This window comes from Micromonospora fluostatini (genome assembly GCF_050410825.1).
In the GTDB taxonomy this organism is placed as follows: Bacteria; Actinomycetota; Actinomycetes; order Mycobacteriales; family Micromonosporaceae; genus Micromonospora; species Micromonospora rosaria.
The window spans coordinates 1702799-1725318 of sequence record NZ_CP191251.1; the positions used below are offsets into that span (position 1 = coordinate 1702799).

Here is a 22520-nt window from a genome sequence, read left to right on the forward strand (position 1 = left end):
CGCGTGGCGGCACCCGCGCGGCGGTCCGGTCAGCCGGTGACGGAGAACGAGTTGGTGACGAAGTCGTGGCCGCCGGCGGCGGAGGTGATCTCGTAGCCGAGCTGCACGTCGCCGATGGTCACGTCACCGAACCACCCCTGGGCCCGGATCCACTGGGCCACCGCCGTCACGTCCACCGTCCCGGCGGTGGTGTTGCTGGTCCGGACGAACGAGTACACCATGTTGTGGCCGTTGGAGCCCCGGTGCACGTCCCAGGTGTGCCCGCCCACGGTGGCCCGGGTCTCGAAGCTGCCGAGCGGGCCGACCGGGCCGTACTTGTTCATCCAGAGCATGATCTCGTGGGCGTGGTCGGCGGACCAGATGTCGTACGCGGTGGTGAAGGCGACGCCGCTGGTCGGCACGGTCACGTCGAAGCTGCTCGTCACCGGCCCCAGCTCGCTGACCTTCCGGCCGATGTGACGGGTGGCGTTCGGGTACGACTTGATGCCGCCGGTGTTGGGATGGTCGGCCCGTACCCACCAGTTGCCGGGGGAGTTCGCGCTGATCGTCTGGGTGCCGTACCCCTCGCCCCAGATGTTGTTGTAGAGGGTGTAGCCGCCGCTGCTCCAGGTGCCCCACCGGTCGGACGACGACCAGACCGCGGCCTGTGCGGGGGCTCCGGTCGCCACGGCTGTCGTGGCGGCGAGGAGTAGTGCCGTGACGCCGGTGGCGACGAGGCGGATGAGGCGCATGAGGTTCCTCCTTCGAGGTCGGTGGCCCCTGACCCCGGCAACGTTAATTTTGGTTCACAACTATTTCAACTTAAGAACGTCGATGCACTGCCTGTTTCGTGGTGGTTGGTCCCGACCTGCGGGGCGGCTGTCGTGTCCCATTCGTACCGAGAAACACCAGCTCAGCCCGGGCCTGCCGGGACGGTGCCGAGAAAGGCGGAGGAATCTCGCCGACCCGGCGGGCGTGCCGGACGAAAGGGTCCTCCCACGGGGTGTCCCGGGTGGCGGGCCACCCGGTGGCGGTGGCGCGGGCGGTGATCACCCGCCGGTTACGCTTCGTCGCGGAGCCGGAGGTGACCCGTCCCGTGCCGTCCCACGGCTCGGCGGCACCGGGCCGCCGACGTCCGCCCGCGAACCGCCCACACCCCCCAGGGAGCGTCATGACCATCCCCGAGCTGCTCCGCCGGCACCGTCTCGTCCCCGTGGTCGTCCTCGACGACGCCGCCTCCGCCGAACCCCTCGCCGACGCGCTCGCCACCGGCGGACTGCCGATCGCCGAGGTCACCTTCCGCACGCCGGTGGCGGCCGAGGCGATCGCCCGGATGGCCGCGCACGGCGGGGTCACCGTCGGGGCCGGCACGGTGACCACGCCGGAGCAGGTCGACGTCGCGGTCGAGGCCGGGGCCCGCTTCGTGGTCTCGCCCGGGTTCAGCGCGGCCGTGGTCCGGCGCTGCCAGGAGCACGGGGTGACCGCCCTGCCCGGCGCGGTCACCGCCACCGAGGTCATCGCCGCCCTCGACGCGGGGGTCAGCACGCTGAAGTTCTTCCCCGCCGGCACCTCCGGCGGCGCGGCGGCGGTGGCCGCCCTCTCCGCGCCCTTCGGTCAGGTCTCCTTCGTGCCCACCGGCGGCATCGACGCCGTCACCGCCGCCGACTACCTGGCGCTGCCGTCGGTGCTCGCCGTCGGCGGGAGCTGGATGGTGCCCCGGTCGGCCCTCGCCGCCGGCGAGTTCGAGAAGGTCACCCGGCTCGTCCGGGAGAGCGTCGAGGCGGTCGCCCGCTGACCGCGCCGGGCCGCCCCGCCGTGGGGCGGCCCGACGCCCGCCGGCCCGACGCGGGTCAGCCCGGGGTCGCGGTCGCCGCGCCGGCCACCGCCGCCACCACCTCGTCGAGGGTGTCCAGCCGGCCGGGGCCGCCGAACTCCACCTCGACGCCGTACTCCTGCTCGATCGCGTCGACCAGGCGCAGCAGGCCGAGCGAGTCCAGGCCCAGCGCCACCAGCGACTCGCCGGCGAGGGCGGCGCCGACCGGCACCGTACCCTCGGTGGCCGCGCTGACCAGCTCGGCGACCCGCTGCCGCAGCTCCGTGTGCTCCATCATCGATCCTTTCCGAACGCTCGGATGACCTCGGCGATCTCGGCGATGGTCGGGGTGTCGAAGAAGGTGTCCAGCGGCACCTCCACCCCGAGGCGTTGCTGGATCCGGCCGCTGATCCGGGTGATGGTCAGCGAGTGACCGCCGAGGTCGAACAGGTCCTCGTGCTCGCCGACCTCGGGGATGCGCAGCACGTCCTGCCAGATCACCCGCAACTCCTCGATCAGCGGGTCGGCGGCGGCCGGCTCCGCCGCGGCCACGCCGCCCCCGGCCGGGGACGACGGGTCGGCCGGCAGCAGACCGGAGCCGGTCGCCGGCTCCGGCGCGGTCCGGGGCCGGGGTGCGGGCAGGGCGGCCCGGTCCACCTTGCCGCTCGGCCCGGTCGGCAGCCGGTCGAGCAGCACCCAGTCGCCCGGCACCATCGCCGCCGGCAGGGTGGTCGCCAGGTGCCGGCGCAGGTCCGCCGGCTGCGGGGCGTCACCCCGGGGGACCAGGTACCCGACCAGGCTCGTCTCGGCCGTCTCCGCGTCCCGGTACGCCTGCACCGTCGCGGCGGCCACCCCCGGATGTTCCAGCAGCCGGGCGGTGACCTCCCCCAACTCGATCCGGTGCCCCCGGATCTTCACCTGGTCGTCGGCGCGGCCGAGGAACTCGATCCGCCCGTCCGGCCGCCACCGGCACCGGTCCCCGGTGCGGTACAGCCGTTCACCCGGCCCGCCGTACGGGTCGGGGACGAAGCGTTCGGCGGTGAGGTCGTCGCGGCCCAGGTAACCGGTGGCGAGCCCGGCCCCGGCGAGGCAGAGTTCCCCGGGCACCCCCACCGGCACCGGGCGCAGGTCGTCGTCGAGCAGGTACGCCCGGGTGTTGGCCAGCGGACGTCCGATGGTCACCTCGGTCGGGTCGGCCGGGATCTCCGCCATGGTGGCGTAGATCGTCGCCTCCGTCGGCCCGTACCCGTTGACCAGCCGGTCGACCCGGGACCGCAGGTCGCGGGCGAACGGGAGCGGCAGGGCCTCGCCACCGGTCACCGCGACCACCGGCTCCGGGGTCCCCGCGCCGAGACCGGCCTCGACCAGCACCCGCCAGCCGGACGGGGTGGCCTGGACGTGGGTCACCCCGGCCGCGCGCACCAGCCGGAGCACCCCGGCGCCGTCCAGCGGGCCGACCCCGGCGGCGACCACCACCCGCCCGCCGGTGACCAGCGGCAGCCAGACCTCCACCGCCGAGATGTCGAAGGTCAGCGAGGTGAGGTTCAGCCACCGGTGCTCCGGGCGGCTGTCCAGCAGGTCCCGCACCGCCAGCAGCAGGTTGGTCAGCGCCCCGTGGGGGACCGCGACCCCCTTCGGCCGCCCCGTCGACCCCGACGTGTAGAGCACGTACGCCAGGTCGCCGGTAAGGAGGGGCCCCCTGTCAACGCTTTCGGTAGTAAAAGGGCCCCCTCCTAACAGGTGGGTGCCGTCGCCGAGCACGAGCACCGGCCGGTCCAGGTCGGCGGCGAGGTCGGCGGTGGCGACCACCAGGGCCGGGTCGGCGTCGGCCAGCACGAGATCCTGCCGGGCCCGGGGGTGACCCGGATCCACCGGCACGTACGCGGCCCGGCAGCGCAGCACCGCCAGCAGCGTCGCCACCGCCTGCCAGGACCGGTCCAGCGCCACCGCGACCCGCGCGCCCGGCCCGACGCCCCGCTCGCGCAGCAGGTCGGCCAGCCGGGCGCTGGCCGCGTCCACCTCCGCGTAGCTGAGGGTACGGTCGCCGTCCACCACGGCCACCGCGGCCGGGTCGGCCCGGACCCGCTCGGCGAAGAGCGTCGGGACGTCCACGTCCGTCGGGTACGCCCGCGCGGTGTCGTTCCAGCCGCGCAGCACCCGCTCGCGCTCGTCGGCGGGGAGCAGCGGCAGGTCGGCCACCGGCCGCCCCGGGTCGGCGACCACGGCGGCGAGCAGGGTGCGCAGGTGCTCCCCGATCCGGGCCACCGCGGCGGAGTCGATCACCCGGGGGCTGTGCTGGAGGCTCACCGTCAGCCCGGTCGGGGCGTCGACGACCTGGACGTGCAGCGCGTTGCGGGCGGCACCGGAGAAGAGCGTCCAGTCGACCCGGCTGTCCACCCCGGTGAAGACCGGCTCGGCGTCGCGCCGCCGGTAGCCGATCGAGACCGGGGTCAGCGCCGGCGCCGGACGCAGCCCGGGTACGGCGTGCGCCAGCGGCACCGCCCGGAACCGGTACACCTCCCGCAGCCGGGCCCGGACCTGTCGGGCGTACCCGTCGACCGTGCCGCCGGCCGGTGGGGCGGTGACCGGGAGTTCGTTGACGAAGAGTCCGACGTGGTCGGCCTGCTCCGGGGTCCGGGTGGACAGCGCCACCCCGACCGGGGTGTCCCGGTTGCCGTACCGCTGGAGCAGCACGTGCAGCACGGTCAGGAGCAGCTCGAACCGGGTCACCCCGGCGGTGGCGGCGGCCCGGCCGAGCCCGTCGACCAGCTCCGCGCCGAGGTCGACGTCGACCGCCGCCCCCGGCTCGGCCCCGGTCGGTACCCGAACGAGGCCCGGCAGCACCACGTCGGCCGGCACCGCCGGCTGCCCCGACCAGTACGCGCGGGCGGCCGGCAGGTCGTGGGCGACCCGGTCCCGTTCGGCGGCGGCGTGCCCGGCGTACCCGTCGGGCAGCGGCGGCAGCTCCACCGGCCGCCCGGCCACCGCCGCCCCGTATGCCGCGGCCAGGTCCCGGACCAGCACGTCCTTGCTCATCCCGTCGAAGACCAGGTGGTGGGCGGTGACCAGCAGCAGGTGCCGCCCGTCGGCGTCGGTGAGCAGGGTGAACCGGGCCAGCGGCCCGTCGTGCAGGGCGTACCCCCGGGCGAGTTCCTCGGCCACCCGCCCGGCGGTGAGCTCGGCGAAGGCCACCGGCGGACGCTCGTCGTGCGGGGCGAGCCGGGGCGCGCCGTCGGCGTCGGTGACCACCCGCGCGTCGAGGACCGGATGCCGGTCGCGGACCGCCGCGCAGGCCGCCAGCAGCGCCCGGCGGTCCACCCGGGCGTCGAGGTGGACGCCCACCGCCATGTGGTACGCCGTCCCGGCGGTCCCCGCCTGCTCGGTGAACCAGACGGCGTGCTGTGCGGATGTCGCCTCCACGGTGCCCACGTGCTCTCCCTGCTGTGTGTCGGTGGTGGATCAGGCGTCGAACTGGTCGGTGAGCTGCCGCTTGAGGACCTTGCCGCCCTCGTTGCGGGGCAGCCGGTCCAGCACCAGCAGCCGGGCCGGGAGTTGGTGGTCGGCGAGCCGGCCGGTGAGGAAGGCCCGCAGCGCCGGGAGGGTCGGCTCGGCGGCGGGCGTGCCGGGTCGGGTCACCACGGCGGCGGCGACCGCCGAGCCCAGCACCGGGTGGGGCACCCCGACCACGGCCGCCTCGGCGACCTGCGGGTGCTCGTGCAGCGCCGCCTCGATCTCCAGCGTGGAGACCTTGAAGGCGCCGGACTTGATCACGTCCTGGTGCCGGTCGGTGAGGTGCAGGTACCCGTCGGCGTCGAGCCGGCCGACGTCGCCCATCCGGACCCAGCCGTCGCGGAAGGTGGCCCGGGTGGCGGCCTCGTCGCCGTAGTAGGAGCGCGGGTGGGGGGCGCGCAGCCACACGTCACCGGTCTGCCCGGTGGGCAGCTCCCGCCCGTCCGCGTCGGCGATCATGAGCTGGCCGCCGACCGGCCGGCCCACCGCCTCGCGCCGGGTCGGGTCGAAGATCATCGTGGTCTGGGCCGGCGCCGCCTCCGTCGAGGTGTAGTAGTTGACGATGGTGGCCTGCGGGAACGCCGCCGCCAGCCGGGCCGCCACCGCCGGCGCCAGCGGCGCCGCGGTCGACCCGATCAGGTGGACGCCGCTCAGGTCCCGCCCGGCGAGGGCACCCGAGTCGAGCAGCTCGATCGCGATCGACGGCACCACGAAGACCGTCCCGGTGCCCGCCGTGGTGATCAGCCGGGCGAACCGCGCCGGGGTGAACGCCGGCAGGGTCAGCGCGGTCGGCCGGGCGGTGAGCGCGTTGAACAGCATGGTCTGCCCGGCGTTGGTGCCGATCGGGAAGGCGTGCAGGAAGCGCTCCGAGTGGGCCAGCGACAGCCGGCGCGGGTGCCGGGGCGCGCCGACGACGAGGTTGGCGTGGCTGGCGCCCACCCCCTTGGGCCGCCCGGTGGTCCCCGACGTGTAGAGGATCTGGGCCAGGTCGCCGGGGCGGACCGGATGGTCGAACGGCTCGCCGTCCCCGGCGGCCAGCCGCGCCGCCGGCCAGGCCGGCAGACCGGCCGGGGTACCGGGGGGCGCCCCGTCGCCGCCGTGCAGCACGGCCGCCGCCCGGCAGTGGTCGAGGGCGTACCCGAGCTGGGCGGGGGCGAGCCGGTCGGACAGGGGTACCGCCACCCCGCCGGCCCGCAGCACCCCGCAGTACGCCACCGCGTACCCGGTCCAGTCGCGGGGGCCGAAGACCAGCCCGACCCGGTCACCCGGGCGGACGCCGTGCCGCCGCAACGCCCCGGCGACCGCCCCGGCGCCGGCCGACCAGGCGGCGAAGGTCACCTCGTCCACCCCGTGCACCTGCACCGCCACCCGCTCGGGGTGCACGGCGGCCCGCCAGGCCAGCAGCTCCGGCACGGTCCGGGCGACCGGCGGGACCCCCGCCGGAGCGGTGGTCGGGCCGGAAACCGGGCCGGTGGTCGGGCCGGTCACGTCCGGTCACCCCCGGTCCGGGTCGCCGCCGCGCGGGCCTGCCGGGCCTCGATGCCGACCAGGTCGTCCGGCGGCGCGTCGGGCACCTCCAGGTCGAACCGGGACAGGATCCGGGTCCGCAGCGACACCAGCGCGGTCAGCGCGATGCACACCCCGAAGACCAGGTACAGCAGGGCGTGGCCGCGGCCCGGCCCGACCCCGATCACCGCGCCGACGGTGGGCGCGAGCGCCCCACCGGGCAGCAGCATCGGCTCCACCACCCGGGCGGCGAACGGCGCGATCACCCCCCAGCCCAGCGGCAGGGTCGACCAGGCCACCATCTGGTTGAGGGCGAACACCCGGCCGTGGAAGCGCGGCGGCACCTTGGTCTGGACGATGGTGTTGTAGACCCCGTTGACCAGGCCGAGGGCGAAGTACATGCCGAACGCCCCGACGCCGATCACCAGCAGGTTCGGGCGCAGCCCGGTGACCACGCAGGCCACCGCGATGCCCAGGGTGCCCAGCAGCACCGCCCGCATCCGGTGCGTCCGGGGCCCGCCCCAGACCAGCATGACCAGTCCGCCGGTGGCCGCGCCGACGCCGCCGGTGAGCGCGATCCGGGCCACCTCGGCCAGGTCGGCGAAGCCGAGCACCAGCGGGGAGAGCAGGAACAGCACCGGGAAGAGGAAGAGGTTCAGCGCGGCGAAGAAGGCCAGCATGGCGCGGAACTCGCGGCGGCGCAGCGCGTACCGCAGCCCACCCATGATCTCCTCGCCGATGCCCTCCCGGCGGCGCAGCGCCAGGGTACGGGGGAACCGGACGGCGGCCAGCACCCCGATCGCGAAGGCGTACGACACCACGTCGATGATCAGGATGCCGCGCAGGCCGACCGCCTCCAGCAGGGCGACCGAGATCAGCGGTACCAGGAACTGGGTGATGCCGGTGGCCGTCTGCGCCAGCCCGTTGGCGTGCCCGAGGTAGCGCTTGGGCACCAGTTGCGGCACGGCGGAGACGAAGGCCAGCCGCTGGAACGCCAACGCCACCGACAACCAGGCGACCAGCAGGTAGAAGTGCCACGCCTGGGCCTGGTCGGTCAGCACCAGGGCGGCCAGGACGGCGTTCCCACCGCCGGCCGCCAACCCGGCCATGATCATGATCCGTCGCCGGCTGCTGCGGTCGATCAGCGCCCCGGCCAGCGGGGCCACCACCAGGCCGGGGAGCAGACCGAGCACGGCGAAGAGCGCGAACCGGGCCAGCGAACCGGTCTCCAGGTAGATCCACAACGGGATGGCGAAGTTGGTCAGCGCGGTGCCCGTACCGGACATGATCTGACCGGCGGCGATCAGGCCGAACCGGGCCATGCTCGGCTGCGGGACGCGGTCCCGTCGCCGCACCCGCCGCCCGCCGCCCGGCCCGGCCCCCGCCCCGGCGGACCGGCCGGCCGGGGCGGGGGAGCGGGTCGGGTCGTGGCCGTCCGCCGACGTGGGCCGGCCGGCGCGGCGGTCCGAGACGGCGACCAGTTCCCAGGCCGGGTCCAACCCGTCCGGGTCGACGGCCGCCGGGGTCGCGCGGCCGTCGTCGCGGGCCGGCGCGGTGGTGTCGTCGCGTCCCGGAACGCCGGTCTCCTCCCGTCCCGGCGCGGCGGCCGGGGACGGCGCGGCCAACCGGCCGTGCACGCCGGTGACGATCTCGGCCAGTTCGGCGGCCCGGTACTTGAGGAAGTAGTGCCCGCCCTCGTCGATGACCGCCAGGGCGGTCCGGTCGCTGAGGAAGTGCCACTCCCGGAAACGTTCCTCGTGGTACTCGGTGCCCCGGTCCTGCTCCCCGACCACCGAGATGATCGGCGCCCGCAGCGGGGCCACCTTCCGGTGCAGCAGGTCGGTGAAGTACTCCTCGGAGACCCGGGCGTCGTGCCGCATCGCCCGGATCAGGAACGCCACCTCGTCCGGGTCGAGCGACCCGATCGAGGTGCCCTGCGCCTGCAACCAGGTCCGGTAGATCCGGTCGCTGCGGATCCGCTCGGCCAGCCGCAACCGCAGCAGCGGGCCGAGCAGCCCGCCGGGCGGCCGGCCGAACGGGAACACCGCGCCCAGGTACACGGCGGTCAGCTCCCGGCCGGCCGCCTCCAGCCGGCGGGCCGCCTCCACGGCCAGCGCGCCGCCGGGACCGCAGTGGCCGTACAGGACCAGCGGCCCGGTCACCCGGTCCAGGATCTCCGCGACGACGGTGGCGGCCACCTCGTCGATCGGCACCGGCTCGTCGGCCAGCCCGATGTCGTGACCGGGCACGGCCACCGACAGCAGCCGGTACCCGGCCGGCAGGGCGTCGGCCAGCGGCTGGTACACCACCGCGCTCCCGCCGCCGTACGGCACGCAGACCAGGGTGGCGACCGGGGCCCCGGCGACCGGCGGGGTCAGCTCGTGCAGCAGCCCGTCCGGGGCCCGGTCGGTCACCGCCAGCCGGGCGGCCAGGTCCCGTACCGTGCGGTGGCGGAACAGGTCCATCACGGTCACGGGTGGCGCGTCCCCGTCTCCGACCACCGTGGGCAGCTCCCGCCGCAGCCGGGCCACCACCTGGGTGGCGAGCAGCGAGTGACCGCCGATGTCGAAGAAGTCGTCGGTCGCGCCGACCTCCGGCACGCCGAGCACCACCTGCCAGATCCCGGCGATCAGGGTCTCCACCGGACCGTCCGGGGCGACCCGGCCCCCGGCCGGGGCCTCGTCGACCGGCTCCGGCAGCGCCCGCCGGTCCACCTTGCCGTGCTCCTGCAACGGCAGCCGGTCCAGCCAGACGAACCGGTACGGGACCATGTGGTCGGGCAGCCGGTCGCCCAGCACCCGCCGCAGCTCGGCCGCCTCCGGCCGGCCGCTACCCGGCTCGTGCTCCAGCCAGGCGACCAGCCGCCCGTCGCGCAGCAGCACCGCCGCCTGCCGGACCGGGGACAGGTCCCGCAGGGCGGCCTCCACCTCACCCAGCTCCACCCGGTACCCACGGATCTTCACCTGGTGGTCGCGCCGGCCGAGGAACACGAGCTGTCCGTCCGCCCGCCACCGGCCCAGGTCCCCGGTGCGGTAGAGCCGGGCCCCGGGCGGGCCGTACGGGTCGGGCACGAACCGTTCGTCGGTCAGCTCCGGCTGGTGCAGGTACCCCCGGGCCAGCCGGTCCCCGCCGAGGTGGATCTCGCCGGGCACCCCGACCGGCACCGGGCGCAGCCGCTCGTCGAGCACGTACACCCGGGCGTGCGGCAGCGGCCGGCCCAGCGGCACCGGGCCGTCCCCCGCCGCGTCGGGCGTCACCTCGTACGTGGTCACCCCGACGGTCGCCTCGGTCGGGCCGTAGTGGTTGAACACGCGGCCCGGCCCGGCCGCCGCGAACCGGGCCGCCCAGTCCAGGTCGGACGCCTCCCCACCGAGGATCAGGGCCCGGGCCGGCACCAGCGCCGCCTCGCCGACCTCGGCGGCGAGGACGGCCAGGTGCGACGGGGTGATCTTCAGGTAGTCGATCCGGTGCTGTCGCAACCGGTCGGCCAGCTCCCCGCCGGTGCACCGCCGGTCGAGCAGGTGCACCGTCCCGCCGGTCGCCAGCGCCAGGTAGAACACGGTCACGCTGAAGTCGAAGGACATCGACTGCAACAGCGCGTACCGGCTGCCCGGGACGACGCCGAACCGGTCGGCCACCCCGTCGAGGTAGCGCAGCACCTGCCGGTGCGCGACGGCGACGCCCTTCGGCCGCCCGGTCGAGCCGGAGGTGTAGATGACGTATGCCAGGTGCTCCCCGGTGGCGGTCGGCTCCGGCGGCGTGACCGGCCGGCCGGCGAGCACGTCGCCCAGCGTGTCCAGGCAGACCGGCTCCCCGGGCGGTTCGGGGCCCAGCGCGCCCACCGGCTGCCCGGTGTCGGTCGGCTGCCCGGTGTCGACGGGCCCGTCGGTGGCCGTCGGCAGCAGGTCGCGCAGGTCGGTGCTGGTGAGCACCACCGCCGGGCGGGCGTCGGCGAGCATCAGGGCCAGCCGCTGCGTCGGCTGCTCCGGGTCCAGCGGCAGGTACGCCCCACCGGCGCGGAGCACGCCCAGCAGCGCCACGGCCAGGTCGGCGGACTGCTCCAGCAGCACCCCGACCAGGGCGTCCGGGCCCACCCCGAGCGCGCGCAGGTGGTGGGCGAGCTGGTTGGCCCGCCGGTCCAGGTCCCGGTACGTCACCGTGTCCGCGCCGCAGACCACCGCCGGCACGTCGGCACTCGTCGCGGCGTGCGGGGTGACCAGGTCGGCCAGGGTCACCGCCGACCCCGTCACCGGCGTGGCCACACCGTCGTCGCCGGTGGTGCCGAGGGCGAGCATCCGGGCCTGCTCGGCGGGGTCGAGCAGCGGCAGGTCCACCACCGGCAGGTCCGGCCGGTCGACCGCCGCCCGCAACAGGGTACGGAGGGCGTCCGCGAACCGGGCCGCCGTGTCCGGCGTGAACAGGTCGCTGTTGTAGACCAGCATCGCCCGCAGGTCCGTGTCGGTCTCGCTGACGTAGAGCGACAGGTCGAACCGGGACACGGTGCCGTCCGTGCCGAACGCCTCGGCGACCAGGCCCGTCGGCCACCGGCCGGCGGTACGGGCGTAGTTCTGCAGGGTGAACAGCACCTGGAAGACCGGGGTGCGGCTGACGTCCCGGGTGACGTTCAGCTCCTTGACCAGGCGCTCGAACGGGATCTCCTGGTTGGCCAGGGCCCGCACCACGGTGTTGCGGGTCCGGCGCAGCAGGGTGCCGAAGGCGGGCTCGCCGTCGGCCGCCGCCCCGGTGCCGCCGCCCGGCGGGGCCTCCCGGGACAGGTCGGCGCGCAGCGCGAGGGTGTTGACGAAGAGCCCGATCAGCTCCTCCGACTCGGGGGTGACCCGGCCGGCGACCGGTGAGCCGACCGCGAAGTCCCGCTGCCCGGTATAGCGGAAGAGCGTCGCGTGCAGGCCCGCGAGCAGGGTCATGTAGAGGGTCGCCCGGTGGGCCCGGCCGAGCCGCCGCAGGCCCTCGGTCAGCTCGGCGTCCAGCCGGAACCGGTGGGTGCCCCCGGCGTAGGACTGGACGGCCGGGCGGGGGCGGTCGGTGGGCAGCTCCAGCGGCGGCACCCCGGCCAGCGTCCGGGTCCAGAAGGCCAGCCCGTCACCGGCGGCGGCGCCGTCCATCCGGTCCCGCTGCCAGGCGGCGTAGTCGACGTACCGGACGGCCGGCGCCGCCGGGGTCTCCACCGCGTCCCGTAGCGCACCGTAGACCGTCGCCACCTCGTTGAGCAGCAGGTTCATCGACCAGCCGTCACTGACGATGTGGTGCATGTCCAGGTGCAGCACGTGGTCGTCGTCGGCCAGCCGGACCACCAGCGCCCGCAGCAGCGGCGCGGCGGTGAGGTCGAACGGGGTCCGGACCCACTCGGCCACCAGCATCCGGGCGGTCGCCTCGTCCACCGCCTCCGCCAGGGTGAACGGCACCCGGACCGTCTCCAGCACCTCGATCACCGGCTCGCCCCGGTCGTTCTCCAGGAAGCGCATCCGCAGGCTGTCGTGGCGGGCGGCGACCTCGTCCAGCGCGGTCCGCACCAGATCCGGTTCCAGCGGCCCGCGCAGCCGCGACGTCGCGTACACGACGTAACCGGACGTGCCCGGGGTGAGCTGTTCGGTGAACCAGATCCTTTCCTGTCCGAAGGACATTGACGGTGCTTGTCCACTCCGGGGAATGGTCCGTTTCGGCGGGGTAGGGGTGACCCGCGCCGGTACGTCAACATTGGTCACGCCGATGGCCTTTTCGCTCGGGGGCGTGCGGAGCAAGTAGTCTGCCCACTGCAAACGACGCAACGGTATGGCCTGAACGGCGCATGTCGGAGAAACCAAACGATCGATCTGCGCCGTTGCCCGCCATCGTACGGTCAGGAATGCGATTCGCGGATGCCGTAGTGCCGGACGAGTGGGCCTCGGAATGGCTGCTCCATGCCCAATTCCAGAGTGGACGTCTGGAGACAGCGCCACTGACCTGGGGGCAGCAGGTGATGTGGCGGGCCAACGCGCTGTCCCGGTCCAATCACCTGTTCATGAACCTGCGCCGTACCCTCGCCGTCTCGGAGCGGGTCGCCGCCGACCTGACCAGCGTCACCCGGGCGGTCGGCGCGCTGGTCGCCCGGCACGCCTCGCTGCGGACCCGGGTCCGGCCCGGCGGGGACGGCCTGCGCCAGGAGGCCGCACCGGCGGGCGCGATGCCGCTGCTGGTCGTCCCCGGTGAGGGCGACGGCGGCGAGGCGGCCCGGGCCACCGCGGCCCGACTGGGCGACGTGGCCTTCGACCACGCCGACGAGTGGCCGGTGCGGATCGCCCTGGTCCTCGTGGCCGACCGGGTACGCCAGATCGTCCTGGTGTTCAGCCACTCCACGGTGGACGCGCACGCGGTCGACATCGTGCTGCGGGACCTGCGGCTGCTCCTGCTGCGCGGCGCCCTGGCGGCACCGGCCGGCCCGCAGTCGGTGCGCGTCGCCCAGCACCAGCAGGGCGTGGACCAGCGCCGCTCGCAGCGGGCGATCGAGTACTGGCTACGGGAGTACCACCGGTTGCCCCGGCGCGACCTGCCGGTGGTGGGCCCCGAACTCACCCCCCGCCTGCACCGGGGCGAACTGGTCTCGTCGGCGCTGGACCGGGCCGCCCGGCTGGTCGCCGCCCGGCACCGGGTGACCACGTCGACGGTGCTGCTGGCCGGCCTGACGGCGCTGACGGTGCGGGACCGGGAGCCCGGCCCGTGCGGGTTCTTCCCCATGGCCCACAACCGATTTCGACCAGATTACGCGCAGGCGGTCGCCAATATCGGCCAGATCGGTTTCGGGGTGGTCGACCTGTCCGGGCGGCCGACCTTCGCCGACCTGTTGCCCCGGGTGTGGCAGGCCGCGTTCGACGCATATCGGCACGCCTATTACGATGCGGCGGCGCTGCGCCGGGCCTTTACCGATCTAGGGTACGACTACGGCAGCGCCTTTCTGCCGTATCACTATTTCAACGACGTCCGGTTGGCCGGCGGGGAGGCCGCAGCCCACCCGACGGGGGAGACCGAGGCCGGGCTCCGGGCCGCGACCCGGCGCAGCACCTTCTCCTGGGTCCGGGGCCTGGACCGGGCCTCCTGGCACCTGCTCGCGCACGTCGTGGACGAGCCGGGCGCGGTCGGTGTCACGCTCAGCGTCGACACCCGGCACGTCCTGCCCGACGACGTCGAGCCGTTCCTGCGCGACCTGGAGGAACTGCTGGTCCGGGCGGCCTTCCGGGACGTCCCGTGGCCCTGGTCCCCGAGGCCGGCCCGTCCCGGCGCCGACGCCGGTCCGGACGCCCGCGCTGACGTCGGCCCGGACGCCGGCCCGCCCCCGCCTTCCGCCGATTCGGCCCCCGCCGCACCCCACCCCGTCGCCCCCGCCGCAGGCGTGGCAGGCCCCGCCGCCCCGGAGCCCACCGCCCCGGCCCTTGTCGCGCCTCGTCCCACCGCTGCGGGGCCCGTCGGCCCGGCCCCCGTCGAGTCGCCCCCTGCCGGTGCGGACGGTGCCGGCGCGGACGGTGCCGGTCCGGACGGCGTCGAGGCGGGCGGTGCGGGGACCGTGGCCGCTCCCGGGTGGACCGGCGGCCCCGTACCGTCCCGGTGGGCCGACGGTCCACCCGTCACGACCGCGCCGGTCGGGTCGGGCGCGACCCGGACGGCACCGACCGGCCCGGTCGGCTTCGGGGCCGACGAGCCGGTGTACGCCCCGTTCGGTGGCGGGACCGCGCGGACCGGCCCGCTCACCTGGGGACAGCGGGCGATGTGGCGGGCCGTGGTCGAGTTCGAGTCGCCGCAGCGCAGCGTGCTCAACCTCCGCCGTTCCCTGACCCTGTCCCGTCGCGCGGCCGTCGACGTGCCCCGGGCGGTACGGGCCCTCGGCGACCTGGTCGGCCGGCACGAGTCGCTGCGTACCCGGATCCGGGTACGCGACGGCGAACTGTGCCAGGTGGCCGAGGCCGAGGGACGGCTGCCGGTCCCGGTGTGGACCGCCGACGCGGTGACCGACCCGGACGGCGGGGCGACCGCCCGCACGCTCGCCGAGGAGATCGGCGACCCGCCGTTCGACCACGCGGCGCACTGGCCGATACGGGCCGCGCTGGTGGTGGTCGACGGGCTGGTCCGGCACGTGGTGGTCGTCTTCAGCCACTCGACGGTGGACTTCCACGCCGCCGAACTGGTCCTGCGGGACCTGCGGATGCTCCTGCTGCGGGGCCGCTGCCCCGCCGGGCCCGGCGTGCAGTCCCTGGACGTGGCCGAGCGGGAACGGACCATCGAGCAGCGCCGCTGCGACCGGGCGGTCGCGTACTGGTCGCGGCAGTTCGGGCGGCTGCCGGTGGCGACGTTCGAGCCGGCCGGCGCGGTGCTCACCCCCCGGTACCGGCGGGGTTCCCTGGTCAGTACCGCGATCGACCCGGCGGCCCGGCTGGTCGCCGCCCGGCACCGGGCCACCACCTCGACGGTCCTGCTCGCGGCCACCGCCGCGGTGATCGCCGGGACCGGTGGGCAGGAGGTCTGCGGCATCTTCTCGATGGCCAACAACCGGTTCCAGCCGGAGTACGCCACGGCGATCAGCAAGCTGAACCAGCTCGGGTTCTGCCTGGTCGACCTGGCCGACCGCCCCGGCTTCGCCGAGGTGCTGGCCCGCACCGGGCGGGCGGCGCTGGACGGGTACCGGCACGCCTACTACGACCCCCGGGCGATGGAGAAGGGCTTCGCCGACATCGGGCACGACTACGGGACGGCCCTCGCGCCGTTCTGCTTCTTCAACGACATCCGGCTCCCCGTCGGCGCGGAGCCGGACCCGGCCGGACCGGACGAGCCGGCCCTGCGGGCCGCCGCCACCCGGAGCGCGTTCACCTGGTTGGACCCGCTGGACAGGTTCGCCTGGCGGTGCCGCATCCAGGTGGTCGACGCCCCCGGCGCGGTGGAACTGGTGATCACCGCCGACACCTGCTACCTGCCGCCGGACCGGGCCGAGCGGCTGTTGCGCGCGGTCGAGGAACTGCTGGTCGAGGCGGCCTTCCGCGACGTGCCCTGGCCCTGGCTGCCGTCCCGCTGAGCCGCACCACCCCGCGCGGCCGGGTCGGGCCGGGCTCCGGCGCGTCCACCCGACCCGGCCCGGGGTCGGGCCTGCCAGGGACGGAAACGGAGTACGGCCACGGGGGCCATCCGGCCCTTGACTGTCCTCACTGGACCGACTAAACACGGTCAAGCAATACCCTATGGGAAATTTGCAGCGCCGGTGACGGGCCGGTCTCCCCCGTCGGGTCAGCGGACAGGCCACGACGGGGCGGGAGGCGGCCGGATGCGGGCGACGGACACGGCGCTGCTGGGACGGACCGGGGTGCCGGTGACCCGGCTGGGATTCGGGCTCGCCCCGATCGGCGGGCTGTACGAGGCGGTCGGGGACGCCGCCGCCCGGGTGACCGTGGAGACGGCCTGGGACCTCGGGCTGCGCTACTTCGACACCGCCCCGCTGTACGGCTGCGGTCTGTCCGAGCGGCGGGCCGGCGCGGTGCTCGCCGGCAAACCACGCGCCGAGTTCACCCTCTCGACCAAGGTGGGCCGGCTGCTGGTGCCCGGCGGCGCCGACACCCAGGACCTCTGGGCCGAGCCCACCGACCTGACCCCGCGCTTCGACTTCAGCTACGGGGGGGTCCGCCGGTCGTACGCGGAGAGCCTGGACCGGCTCGGCCTGGACCGGATCGACATCGCCCACATCCACGACCCGGACGACCACCTGCCCGAGGCGCTGCGCGGGGCGTACCCGGCGCTGGCCGAACTGCGCGCGACCGGTGAGATCGGCGCGGTCAGCGCCGGGATGAACCAGGCCCCGATGCTGGTGGACCTGGCCCGCGCCGCCGACTTCGACTGTTTCATGCTCGCCGGCCGCTACACCCTGCTGGACCAGTCCGGCCTGGCCGACCTGCTGCCGCTGTGCCAGGACCGGGGCATCGCCGTTCTCGCCGCCGGGGTGTACAACTCCGGTCTGTTGGCCGACCCGCGACCCGGCGCGTACTACGACTACCTGCCCGCCGACCGGACGCTGCTCGCACGGGCCCAGGCCATCCGGCGGGTCTGCGACCGGCACGGGGTGCCGCTGCGGGCCGCAGCCATCCAGTTCCCGCTCGGCCACCCGGCGGTGGCCAGCGTCGTGGTCGGCGCGCGGGACCCGGGACAGATCGCCGACAACGTCACCATGTTCGAGTGGCACATCCCGGGGGCGCTCTGGGCCGACCTGAAACGCTCCGGCCTGCTCCCCGAGGACGTCCCCACGCCGTGAGGGCACCGACCCGCCCCGTCCCGACGCCCGGGTGCCAGGTCGCCGGTCGGGCCGTGGCCGTGTCGGCGCTCCCGGCGGGTGCCGGTGGTCCAGAATGTCCCTGTGGGGACGTGGTGCGTGGGGCAGGACGGTGCGGTGGACCACCCGGTCGAGGGCTCCGGGGTGGCTGTCGAGCCCGCGACGGTGGCCGCCGGGCCGTCCGGCCCCGACGGGAGTCGCGGCGGGCTGGACTACTACCTGGTCCACCCCGCCGGCGGTCCCGGTGCCGGGCCGCCGACCGGGATCCTCGTCGAGGAGTTCGTGTACGGCGCCGACCACGCGGCGGTGCGGCTGGACAGTGCCGGCTGGCTGGCGGGGGAGCCCGGTTGGCGGGGCGCGTCGGGGTTCAGCCGGGCGATCCGCGCCGACGCCGGGGCCCGGGGCCGGATCGTCCCCGTGGAGCGGGACGGGGCCGACCTGCTGCACCGCCGGCTCACCGGTGGTGGGCTGCCCGTTGAGGCGGCGTTGCGCGGTCACCTCGGCGCCGGCCCGCCGTTGCCGACCAGCCCGCCGCTGCGGCTGGGCGGCGAGGTCACTCCCGGGTACCACGACACCCGGGTGTACCGGGTGCTGTTCGCCAACGCGTTGACCCGCGACGGGCTGGCCGAGGTGCAGCGGACGTGGCGGATGGCGATCCGGGACGACGCGGAGCACCCGCAGGCCCGGGTGCTCGGCACCGCCCGGCTGCGGGTCGGCGACGACGCGTACACCTGGGAGGTGCGCCGCGTCGGCGCGGGCGCGGCGTGGTGCCTGGACGTCACCGTCGACCTCGCCGGGGCGCCCGACGACGGCGTCGCCCCGATGCTGCGGTCGCTGACCGCCACGCTGCGCCGCCAGGGGCTCGTCCCGGTCACCCGGGAACGCTTCTCCTGACCCGCTGACCCGCTGACCAGGGCATCCGGCCCGGCGCGTCGGCGTTGGCCTTTCCCCGGAAGATGTACAGACTGTACGGCGTGCGTGACGATGAGGTGATGCCGCCGGTGTCGGTGATCCGGGTCGCCCGCCGGGACGACCCGGTGAGCGCGGTGACCGAGGACGACGCCGCCCGTCGGGCCGTCGACTACCCGACCGTACGGCTGGGCGGGCCGCTCTTCGGGCACGCCGAGGAGCTTCCGGACGGTCGGTGGCGACTGGACGCGCTCGACGAGTACACCCCGCAGGGGGCCCGCGACGCGCTGGCCGAGCGGCTGCGGATCCGCCGGACGACCGTCACCGAGCCGGCGCTCGCCGCGGAACTCGACGCGGTCGGTGACGTCCTCGACTGGGAGAAGGTCGACGAGGTGACCGTCGCCGGCCGCCGGTACCGGATCGTGCGGACCGACACGTTCGCCCGGTTCGGCGCCGACGGGCCGGAGCCGCCCCGGCCGACCGACCCCGACCCGCTGCCGCCCGGCGGCACGGGCGCCGACCCGGGCCGGACCGAGGGGCTGGTGGTGAGCCCCGACGAGCCGACCGGCCTGGCCCACGCGCTGCTCAAGGCCGAGGTGCTGACCGCGCACTATCCCCGGTCCGGGGTGCCCGCGCAGGTGTACGCCGACAGCGTCCGCGCCGTGCGTACCCACCCCGGGGCGGTCATCCTCCCCACCCGGTACGCCGTCGCCGAGTACGTCGACGGGCGGTGGCAGCCGGACAGCGCGGCGGTGGCCAGCCCGCAGGCCGCCCGGGACCTGATGACCTTCGGCTTCCGGTACCTGGTCCCCCGGCTGCGTACCCCGACGGCGGCGGAGACCCGGGCGTACGCGCGGGCCGCGGCCGACGTCGACGCGACCCGGGCCGACGAGGTGACGGTGCTCGGCCGCCGGTTCCGGGTGACCCGGATCGAGATCCTGCTCCGCTTCGGCCCCGACGGCCCCGAGGGGCCCCGACCGTCCGACCACGACCCGGAGCCCCCGCCGCAGGCGCACTGCGCGCACCTGCGGGCCCAGGGCCTGCTGCCCGACCCGGAGTAACCCGGCCCTACGGTCGGTCGGTGGCGGCCAGCGGTATCGGTGGGTACCGCCTGTCGAACTGCCCCGGAAAACGGGGCGGACTCTCCGGGCCGCCGCGCCGTTGCGGAGGCCGACCAGAGACCGGGGGAGCGCGCGGCGGTCACCGGGCGACCCGACGGGCGCGCCGGTCCTGCGGACCGGAGCGCCCGGTGGGACGGCGGCCGGGAAACGACGGGGAACGCGCCGGCGCGGTCCCACCGACGGGGCAGTCCGAAAGGACGGCCACATCCGTACGCCGGACGGCGACGGCCCTGCGTCCAGGGGCTGCCCGGCCCGCTCCGTCGCTTCCGCCCCGCCCGGTCACGGGGCGGTCCCACCGCCTGCCCCCGTCACGGACCGCCCGGTCGGGTTGACCCTCCACCCGGTCGAGGTCGCAGAGTCCCGCAGGGACGGACGCGACGGGATCGGGGGACCGGGTGGTGGGGTGGCGAGGCGAGCCCGACGGGGTGGTGCCCGGCGGGTACTGGGCGTGGCTGGGTGGCACCGGGCTGGCCCTGACCGGTACCCAGGTCCTCGCCTTCGCCTCCGCCTGGGTGGCGGCGGGGGAGGGCGGGCTGCTCGCCGGGCTGGTGCTGACCGCGACCAACCTGCCCCGGGTGCTGCTGGTGCTCGTCGGCGGGGCGGTGGCCGACCGGGTGGGCCCCGGCCGGGTCCTGGTCGGGACCGCCGTGGCGATGGTCGTGGTGACCGGGGCGCTGGCCGTCGGTGCCGCCGTGCTCGCCGTCGCCGCCCCGGCCGCGCTGCGCCACCCGGCCCTGCGCCGGGCCGGCGTGGGGTTGCGCCACACTGGCTGAGTGCTGCCCGCCGCCGACCTGATCGCCGACCTGCCCGTCCGGCACGCCCTGCCCGACCTCGCCGACGCGCTCGCCACCGCCGGCGCGGCGGTGCTGGTCGCGCCCCCCGGCACCGGCAAGACCACCCTGGTCCCGCTCGCCCTGGCCGACGCCGGCGCCGGGCGGGTGGTGGTCGCCGAACCACGCCGGGTGGCGGCCCGCGCGGCGGCCCGCCGGATGGCCGCGCTGCTCGGCGAGCCGGTCGGTGGGCTCGTCGGGTACACGGTGCGGGGCGACCGCCGGGTCGGGCCGGCCACCCGGGTCGAGGTGGTCACCACCGGGGTCCTGGTCCGGCGGCTGCACCGCGACCCGGACCTGGCCGGGGTCGACGCCGTGGTGCTCGACGAGTGCCACGAACGGCACCTCGACTCCGACCTCGCGCTCGCCTTCACCACCGAGGTCCGCGCCACCCTCCGTCCCGACCTGCGGCTGCTGGCCACCTCGGCGACCGTCGAGGCGACCCGGCTGGCGCAGGTGCTCGACGCCCCGGTGGTCGAGGCGCGGGCGGTGACGTACCCGGTGGCGGTGCACTGGTGCCCGCCGGCCGGGCCGGTCGACCCGCCGCACGGCACCCGGGTCGACCCCCGCCTGCTGGAGCACGTCGCGGCGACCGTCCGGCGGGCCCTCGGCGACGGCCCCGGCGACGTGCTGGTCTTCCTACCCGGCGCGCGGGAACTGAACGCGGTGGCCGCCCGGCTGACCGGGCTGGACGTGGCGGTGGTCACCCTGCACGGCCGGCAGGAGTCCGCCGCGCAGGACGCCGCGCTGCGGCCCGGCCCGCGCCGCCGGGTCGTGCTCGCCACCGCCGTCGCCGAGAGCAGCCTGACCGTCCCCGGGGTCCGGGCGGTGGTCGACGCCGGACTCAGCCGGGTGCCGCGCACCGACCACGCCCGGGGTCTGGGCACCCTGGTCACCGTCGCGGTCTCCCGGGCGTCGGCGACGCAGCGGGCCGGGCGTGCCGGCCGGGAGGGGCCCGGCCGGGTCTACCGGTGCTGGTCGGCGGCGCAGCACGAGCGGCTGCCCGCCCAGCCCGAGCCGGAGATCGCCGTCGCCGACCTCACCGGGTTCGCGCTCGACCTGGCGCTGTGGGGGCACCCCGACGGCAGCGGGCTCGCCCTGCCGGACCCGCCGCCGGCCGGTGCGCTGCGGGCCGCCCGGAGCAGCCTGCACGCCCTCGGCGCCCTGGACGACGCCGGTCGGGTAACCGGGCGGGGGCGGGCCATCGCCGAGGCGGGCACCCACCCCCGGCTGGCCCGCGCGCTGCTCGACGGGGTGCCGGCGGTGGGCACGCAGCGGGCCGCCGAGGTGGTCGCCCTGCTCGCCGAGGAGAGCTCCGGCGCCGACAGCGACGACCTGGTCGCGGCGCTGCGGCGGCGCCGCGTCGAGCGCTCCGGCCCCTGGCGGCAGGAGGTACGGCGACTGACCCGGCTGCTGTCCTCGGTCCCGGGTACGCCGCTGCCGGACGACCTGGCCACCGCGCTCGTCGTCGGGCTCGCGTACCCGGAACGGCTGGCCCGCCGCCGCCAGCCGGGCGGTACGGCGTACCTGATGGCCGCCGGGACCGCCGCGGACCTGGCGCCGGGCACCCGGCTGGCCGGGGCCGACTGGCTGGCCGTCGCCGCCGCGGACCGGGCGCCGGGGGCCCCCACCGCGCGGATCCGCCTCGCCGCGCCGCTGGACGAGGCGACCGCCCGGCAGGCCGGGGCCGGGCTGCGGGCCGAGACCACGGAGGTGGCCTGGGTCGACGGGGACGTGGTGGCCCGGCGGGTGGACCGGCTCGGCGCGGTCACCCTGGTCGAACGCCCCCTGCCGGAACCCGACCCGGACCTGCTCCGCGCGGCGCTGCTGGCCGGGCTGCGCACCGAGGGGACGGGCCTGCTGTCCTGGTCACGGGAGGCGGTGGCGCTGCGGCAGCGGCTCGCCTTCTGCCGGGCGGTCCTCGGCGAACCCTGGCCGGACGTCTCCGACGCCGCGCTGCTCGCCGCCGCCGACCGGTGGCTGGCCCCGGAGTTGTCCCGGGCCCGCCGCCGCGCCGACCTGGCCCGGGTGGACCTGGTCGGCGCGCTGCGCCGGCTGCTGCCCTGGCCGCAGGCCGCCCGCCTCGACGAGGTGGCGCCGGAGCGGGTCGAGGTGCCCAGCGGCTCGCGGATCCGGGTCGACTACACCGACCCGCAGGCGCCGGTGCTCGCGGTGAAGGTGCAGGAGGTGTTCGGCTGGACCGAGGCGCCCCGGCTGGGCGACGGCCGGGTGCCCCTGCTGCTGCACCTGCTCTCGCCCGCCGGGCGGCCGGCGGCGGTCACCGGCGACCTGCCCTCCTTCTGGCGCACCGGGTACCCGCAGGTGCGCGCCGAGCTGCGGGGCCGGTACCCCCGGCATCCGTGGCCGGCGGACCCGGCCACCGCCGTGCCCACCCGGCGGGCCGCGCCCCGCCGACGGTCGGGAGGCTGACCGGGAACCGGTCCCAGGTACCGTCGGTTTTCCGGCCCGACCCAACTCTTTAACAACCTTCACACCGATGACCTGGGTCACGACCTGTGCGGTTCGGGGTGTACCCCGGTAGGGTAGTGGCACCG

The 22520-nt window shown here is 76.1% G+C and carries 12 protein-coding genes; 7 read left to right on the forward strand and 5 right to left on the reverse strand.

Annotation, left to right across the window (positions count from 1 at the left end):
* Positions 1–29 precede the first annotated feature (29 nt).
* Positions 30–731, reverse strand: a complete 702-nt coding sequence (locus ACQUFX_RS07080) for a GH12 family glycosyl hydrolase domain-containing protein (protein WP_428965227.1) — start codon at positions 729–731, stop codon at positions 30–32.
* Positions 732–1150: 419 nt separating this feature from the next.
* Here ACQUFX_RS07080 and eda point away from each other — a divergent pair, with 419 nt between their 5' ends.
* Entirely contained in the window at positions 1151–1774 is a 624-nt protein-coding gene (gene eda / locus ACQUFX_RS07085; protein WP_428965228.1) for a bifunctional 4-hydroxy-2-oxoglutarate aldolase/2-dehydro-3-deoxy-phosphogluconate aldolase, read from the forward strand.
* 55 nt (positions 1775–1829) lie between these two features.
* On the opposite strand, the gene ACQUFX_RS07090 is transcribed toward eda, so the two are convergent.
* From ACQUFX_RS07090 to ACQUFX_RS07105, 4 genes are read right to left on the reverse strand one after another with little or no spacing between them, the layout of a single operon-like run.
* Positions 1830–2090: an acyl carrier protein gene (locus tag ACQUFX_RS07090; RefSeq protein ID WP_428965229.1), complete on the reverse strand. Its 261-nt coding sequence runs from the start codon at positions 2088–2090 to the stop codon at positions 1830–1832.
* A complete protein-coding gene (locus ACQUFX_RS07095; RefSeq protein ID WP_428965230.1) occupies positions 2087–5221 on the reverse strand; it encodes a non-ribosomal peptide synthetase in 3135 nt (1044 codons plus the stop codon). Before ACQUFX_RS07095 ends, ACQUFX_RS07090 begins: the two co-directional genes overlap by 4 nt.
* Positions 5222–5251: 30 nt before the next feature.
* The gene (locus ACQUFX_RS07100; protein WP_428965231.1) at positions 5252–6790 is read right to left on the reverse strand and encodes a class I adenylate-forming enzyme family protein; all 1539 of its coding nucleotides are present in this window, start codon (positions 6788–6790) and stop codon (positions 5252–5254) included.
* On the reverse strand, positions 6787–12450 hold the full coding sequence (locus tag ACQUFX_RS07105; RefSeq protein ID WP_428965232.1) for an amino acid adenylation domain-containing protein: 5664 nt from the start codon (positions 12448–12450) through the stop codon (positions 6787–6789). The genes ACQUFX_RS07100 and ACQUFX_RS07105 overlap by 4 nt, the downstream gene beginning before the upstream one ends.
* 221 nt (positions 12451–12671) lie before the next feature.
* Here ACQUFX_RS07105 and ACQUFX_RS07110 point away from each other — a divergent pair, with 221 nt between their 5' ends.
* The 6 genes from ACQUFX_RS07110 to hrpB all read left to right on the forward strand — a co-directional run bounded on the left by ACQUFX_RS07110 (position 12672) and on the right by hrpB (position 22395).
* Positions 12672–15863 (forward strand): condensation domain-containing protein, encoded by a 3192-nt coding sequence (locus ACQUFX_RS07110; RefSeq protein WP_428965233.1) that lies wholly within the window; start codon positions 12672–12674, stop codon positions 15861–15863.
* 246 nt (positions 15864–16109) lie between these two features.
* On the forward strand, positions 16110–17087 hold the full coding sequence (locus tag ACQUFX_RS07115) for an aldo/keto reductase (protein WP_428965234.1): 978 nt from the start codon (positions 16110–16112) through the stop codon (positions 17085–17087).
* Between the two features lie 117 nt (positions 17088–17204).
* A complete protein-coding gene (locus tag ACQUFX_RS07120; protein WP_428965235.1) occupies positions 17205–17999 on the forward strand; it encodes a hypothetical protein in 795 nt (264 codons plus the stop codon).
* A gap of 80 nt (positions 18000–18079) precedes the next feature.
* Positions 18080–19075: a DUF5954 family protein gene (locus ACQUFX_RS07125; RefSeq protein WP_428965236.1), complete on the forward strand. Its 996-nt coding sequence runs from the start codon at positions 18080–18082 to the stop codon at positions 19073–19075.
* Between the two features lie 455 nt (positions 19076–19530).
* Entirely contained in the window at positions 19531–19908 is a 378-nt protein-coding gene (locus ACQUFX_RS07130) for a hypothetical protein (RefSeq protein WP_428965237.1), read from the forward strand.
* Positions 19909–22395, forward strand: coding sequence for an ATP-dependent helicase HrpB (hrpB, locus tag ACQUFX_RS07135; RefSeq protein ID WP_428965239.1), 2487 nt, complete (start codon positions 19909–19911; stop codon positions 22393–22395).
* The last annotated feature ends 125 nt before the right edge of the window (positions 22396–22520 follow it).

Coding starts and splice junctions, on each gene's coding strand:
- ACQUFX_RS07080 (WP_428965227.1), bottom strand. CDS start 731: ATGCGCCTCATCCGCCTCGTCGCCACCGGCGTCACGGCACTACTCCTC.
- eda (WP_428965228.1), top strand. CDS start 1,151: ATGACCATCCCCGAGCTGCTCCGCCGGCACCGTCTCGTCCCCGTGGTC.
- ACQUFX_RS07090 (WP_428965229.1), bottom strand. CDS start 2,090: ATGATGGAGCACACGGAGCTGCGGCAGCGGGTCGCCGAGCTGGTCAGC.
- ACQUFX_RS07105 (WP_428965232.1), bottom strand. CDS start 12,450: ATGTCCTTCGGACAGGAAAGGATCTGGTTCACCGAACAGCTCACCCCG.
- ACQUFX_RS07110 (WP_428965233.1), top strand. CDS start 12,672: ATGCGATTCGCGGATGCCGTAGTGCCGGACGAGTGGGCCTCGGAATGG.
- ACQUFX_RS07115 (WP_428965234.1), top strand. CDS start 16,110: ATGCGGGCGACGGACACGGCGCTGCTGGGACGGACCGGGGTGCCGGTG.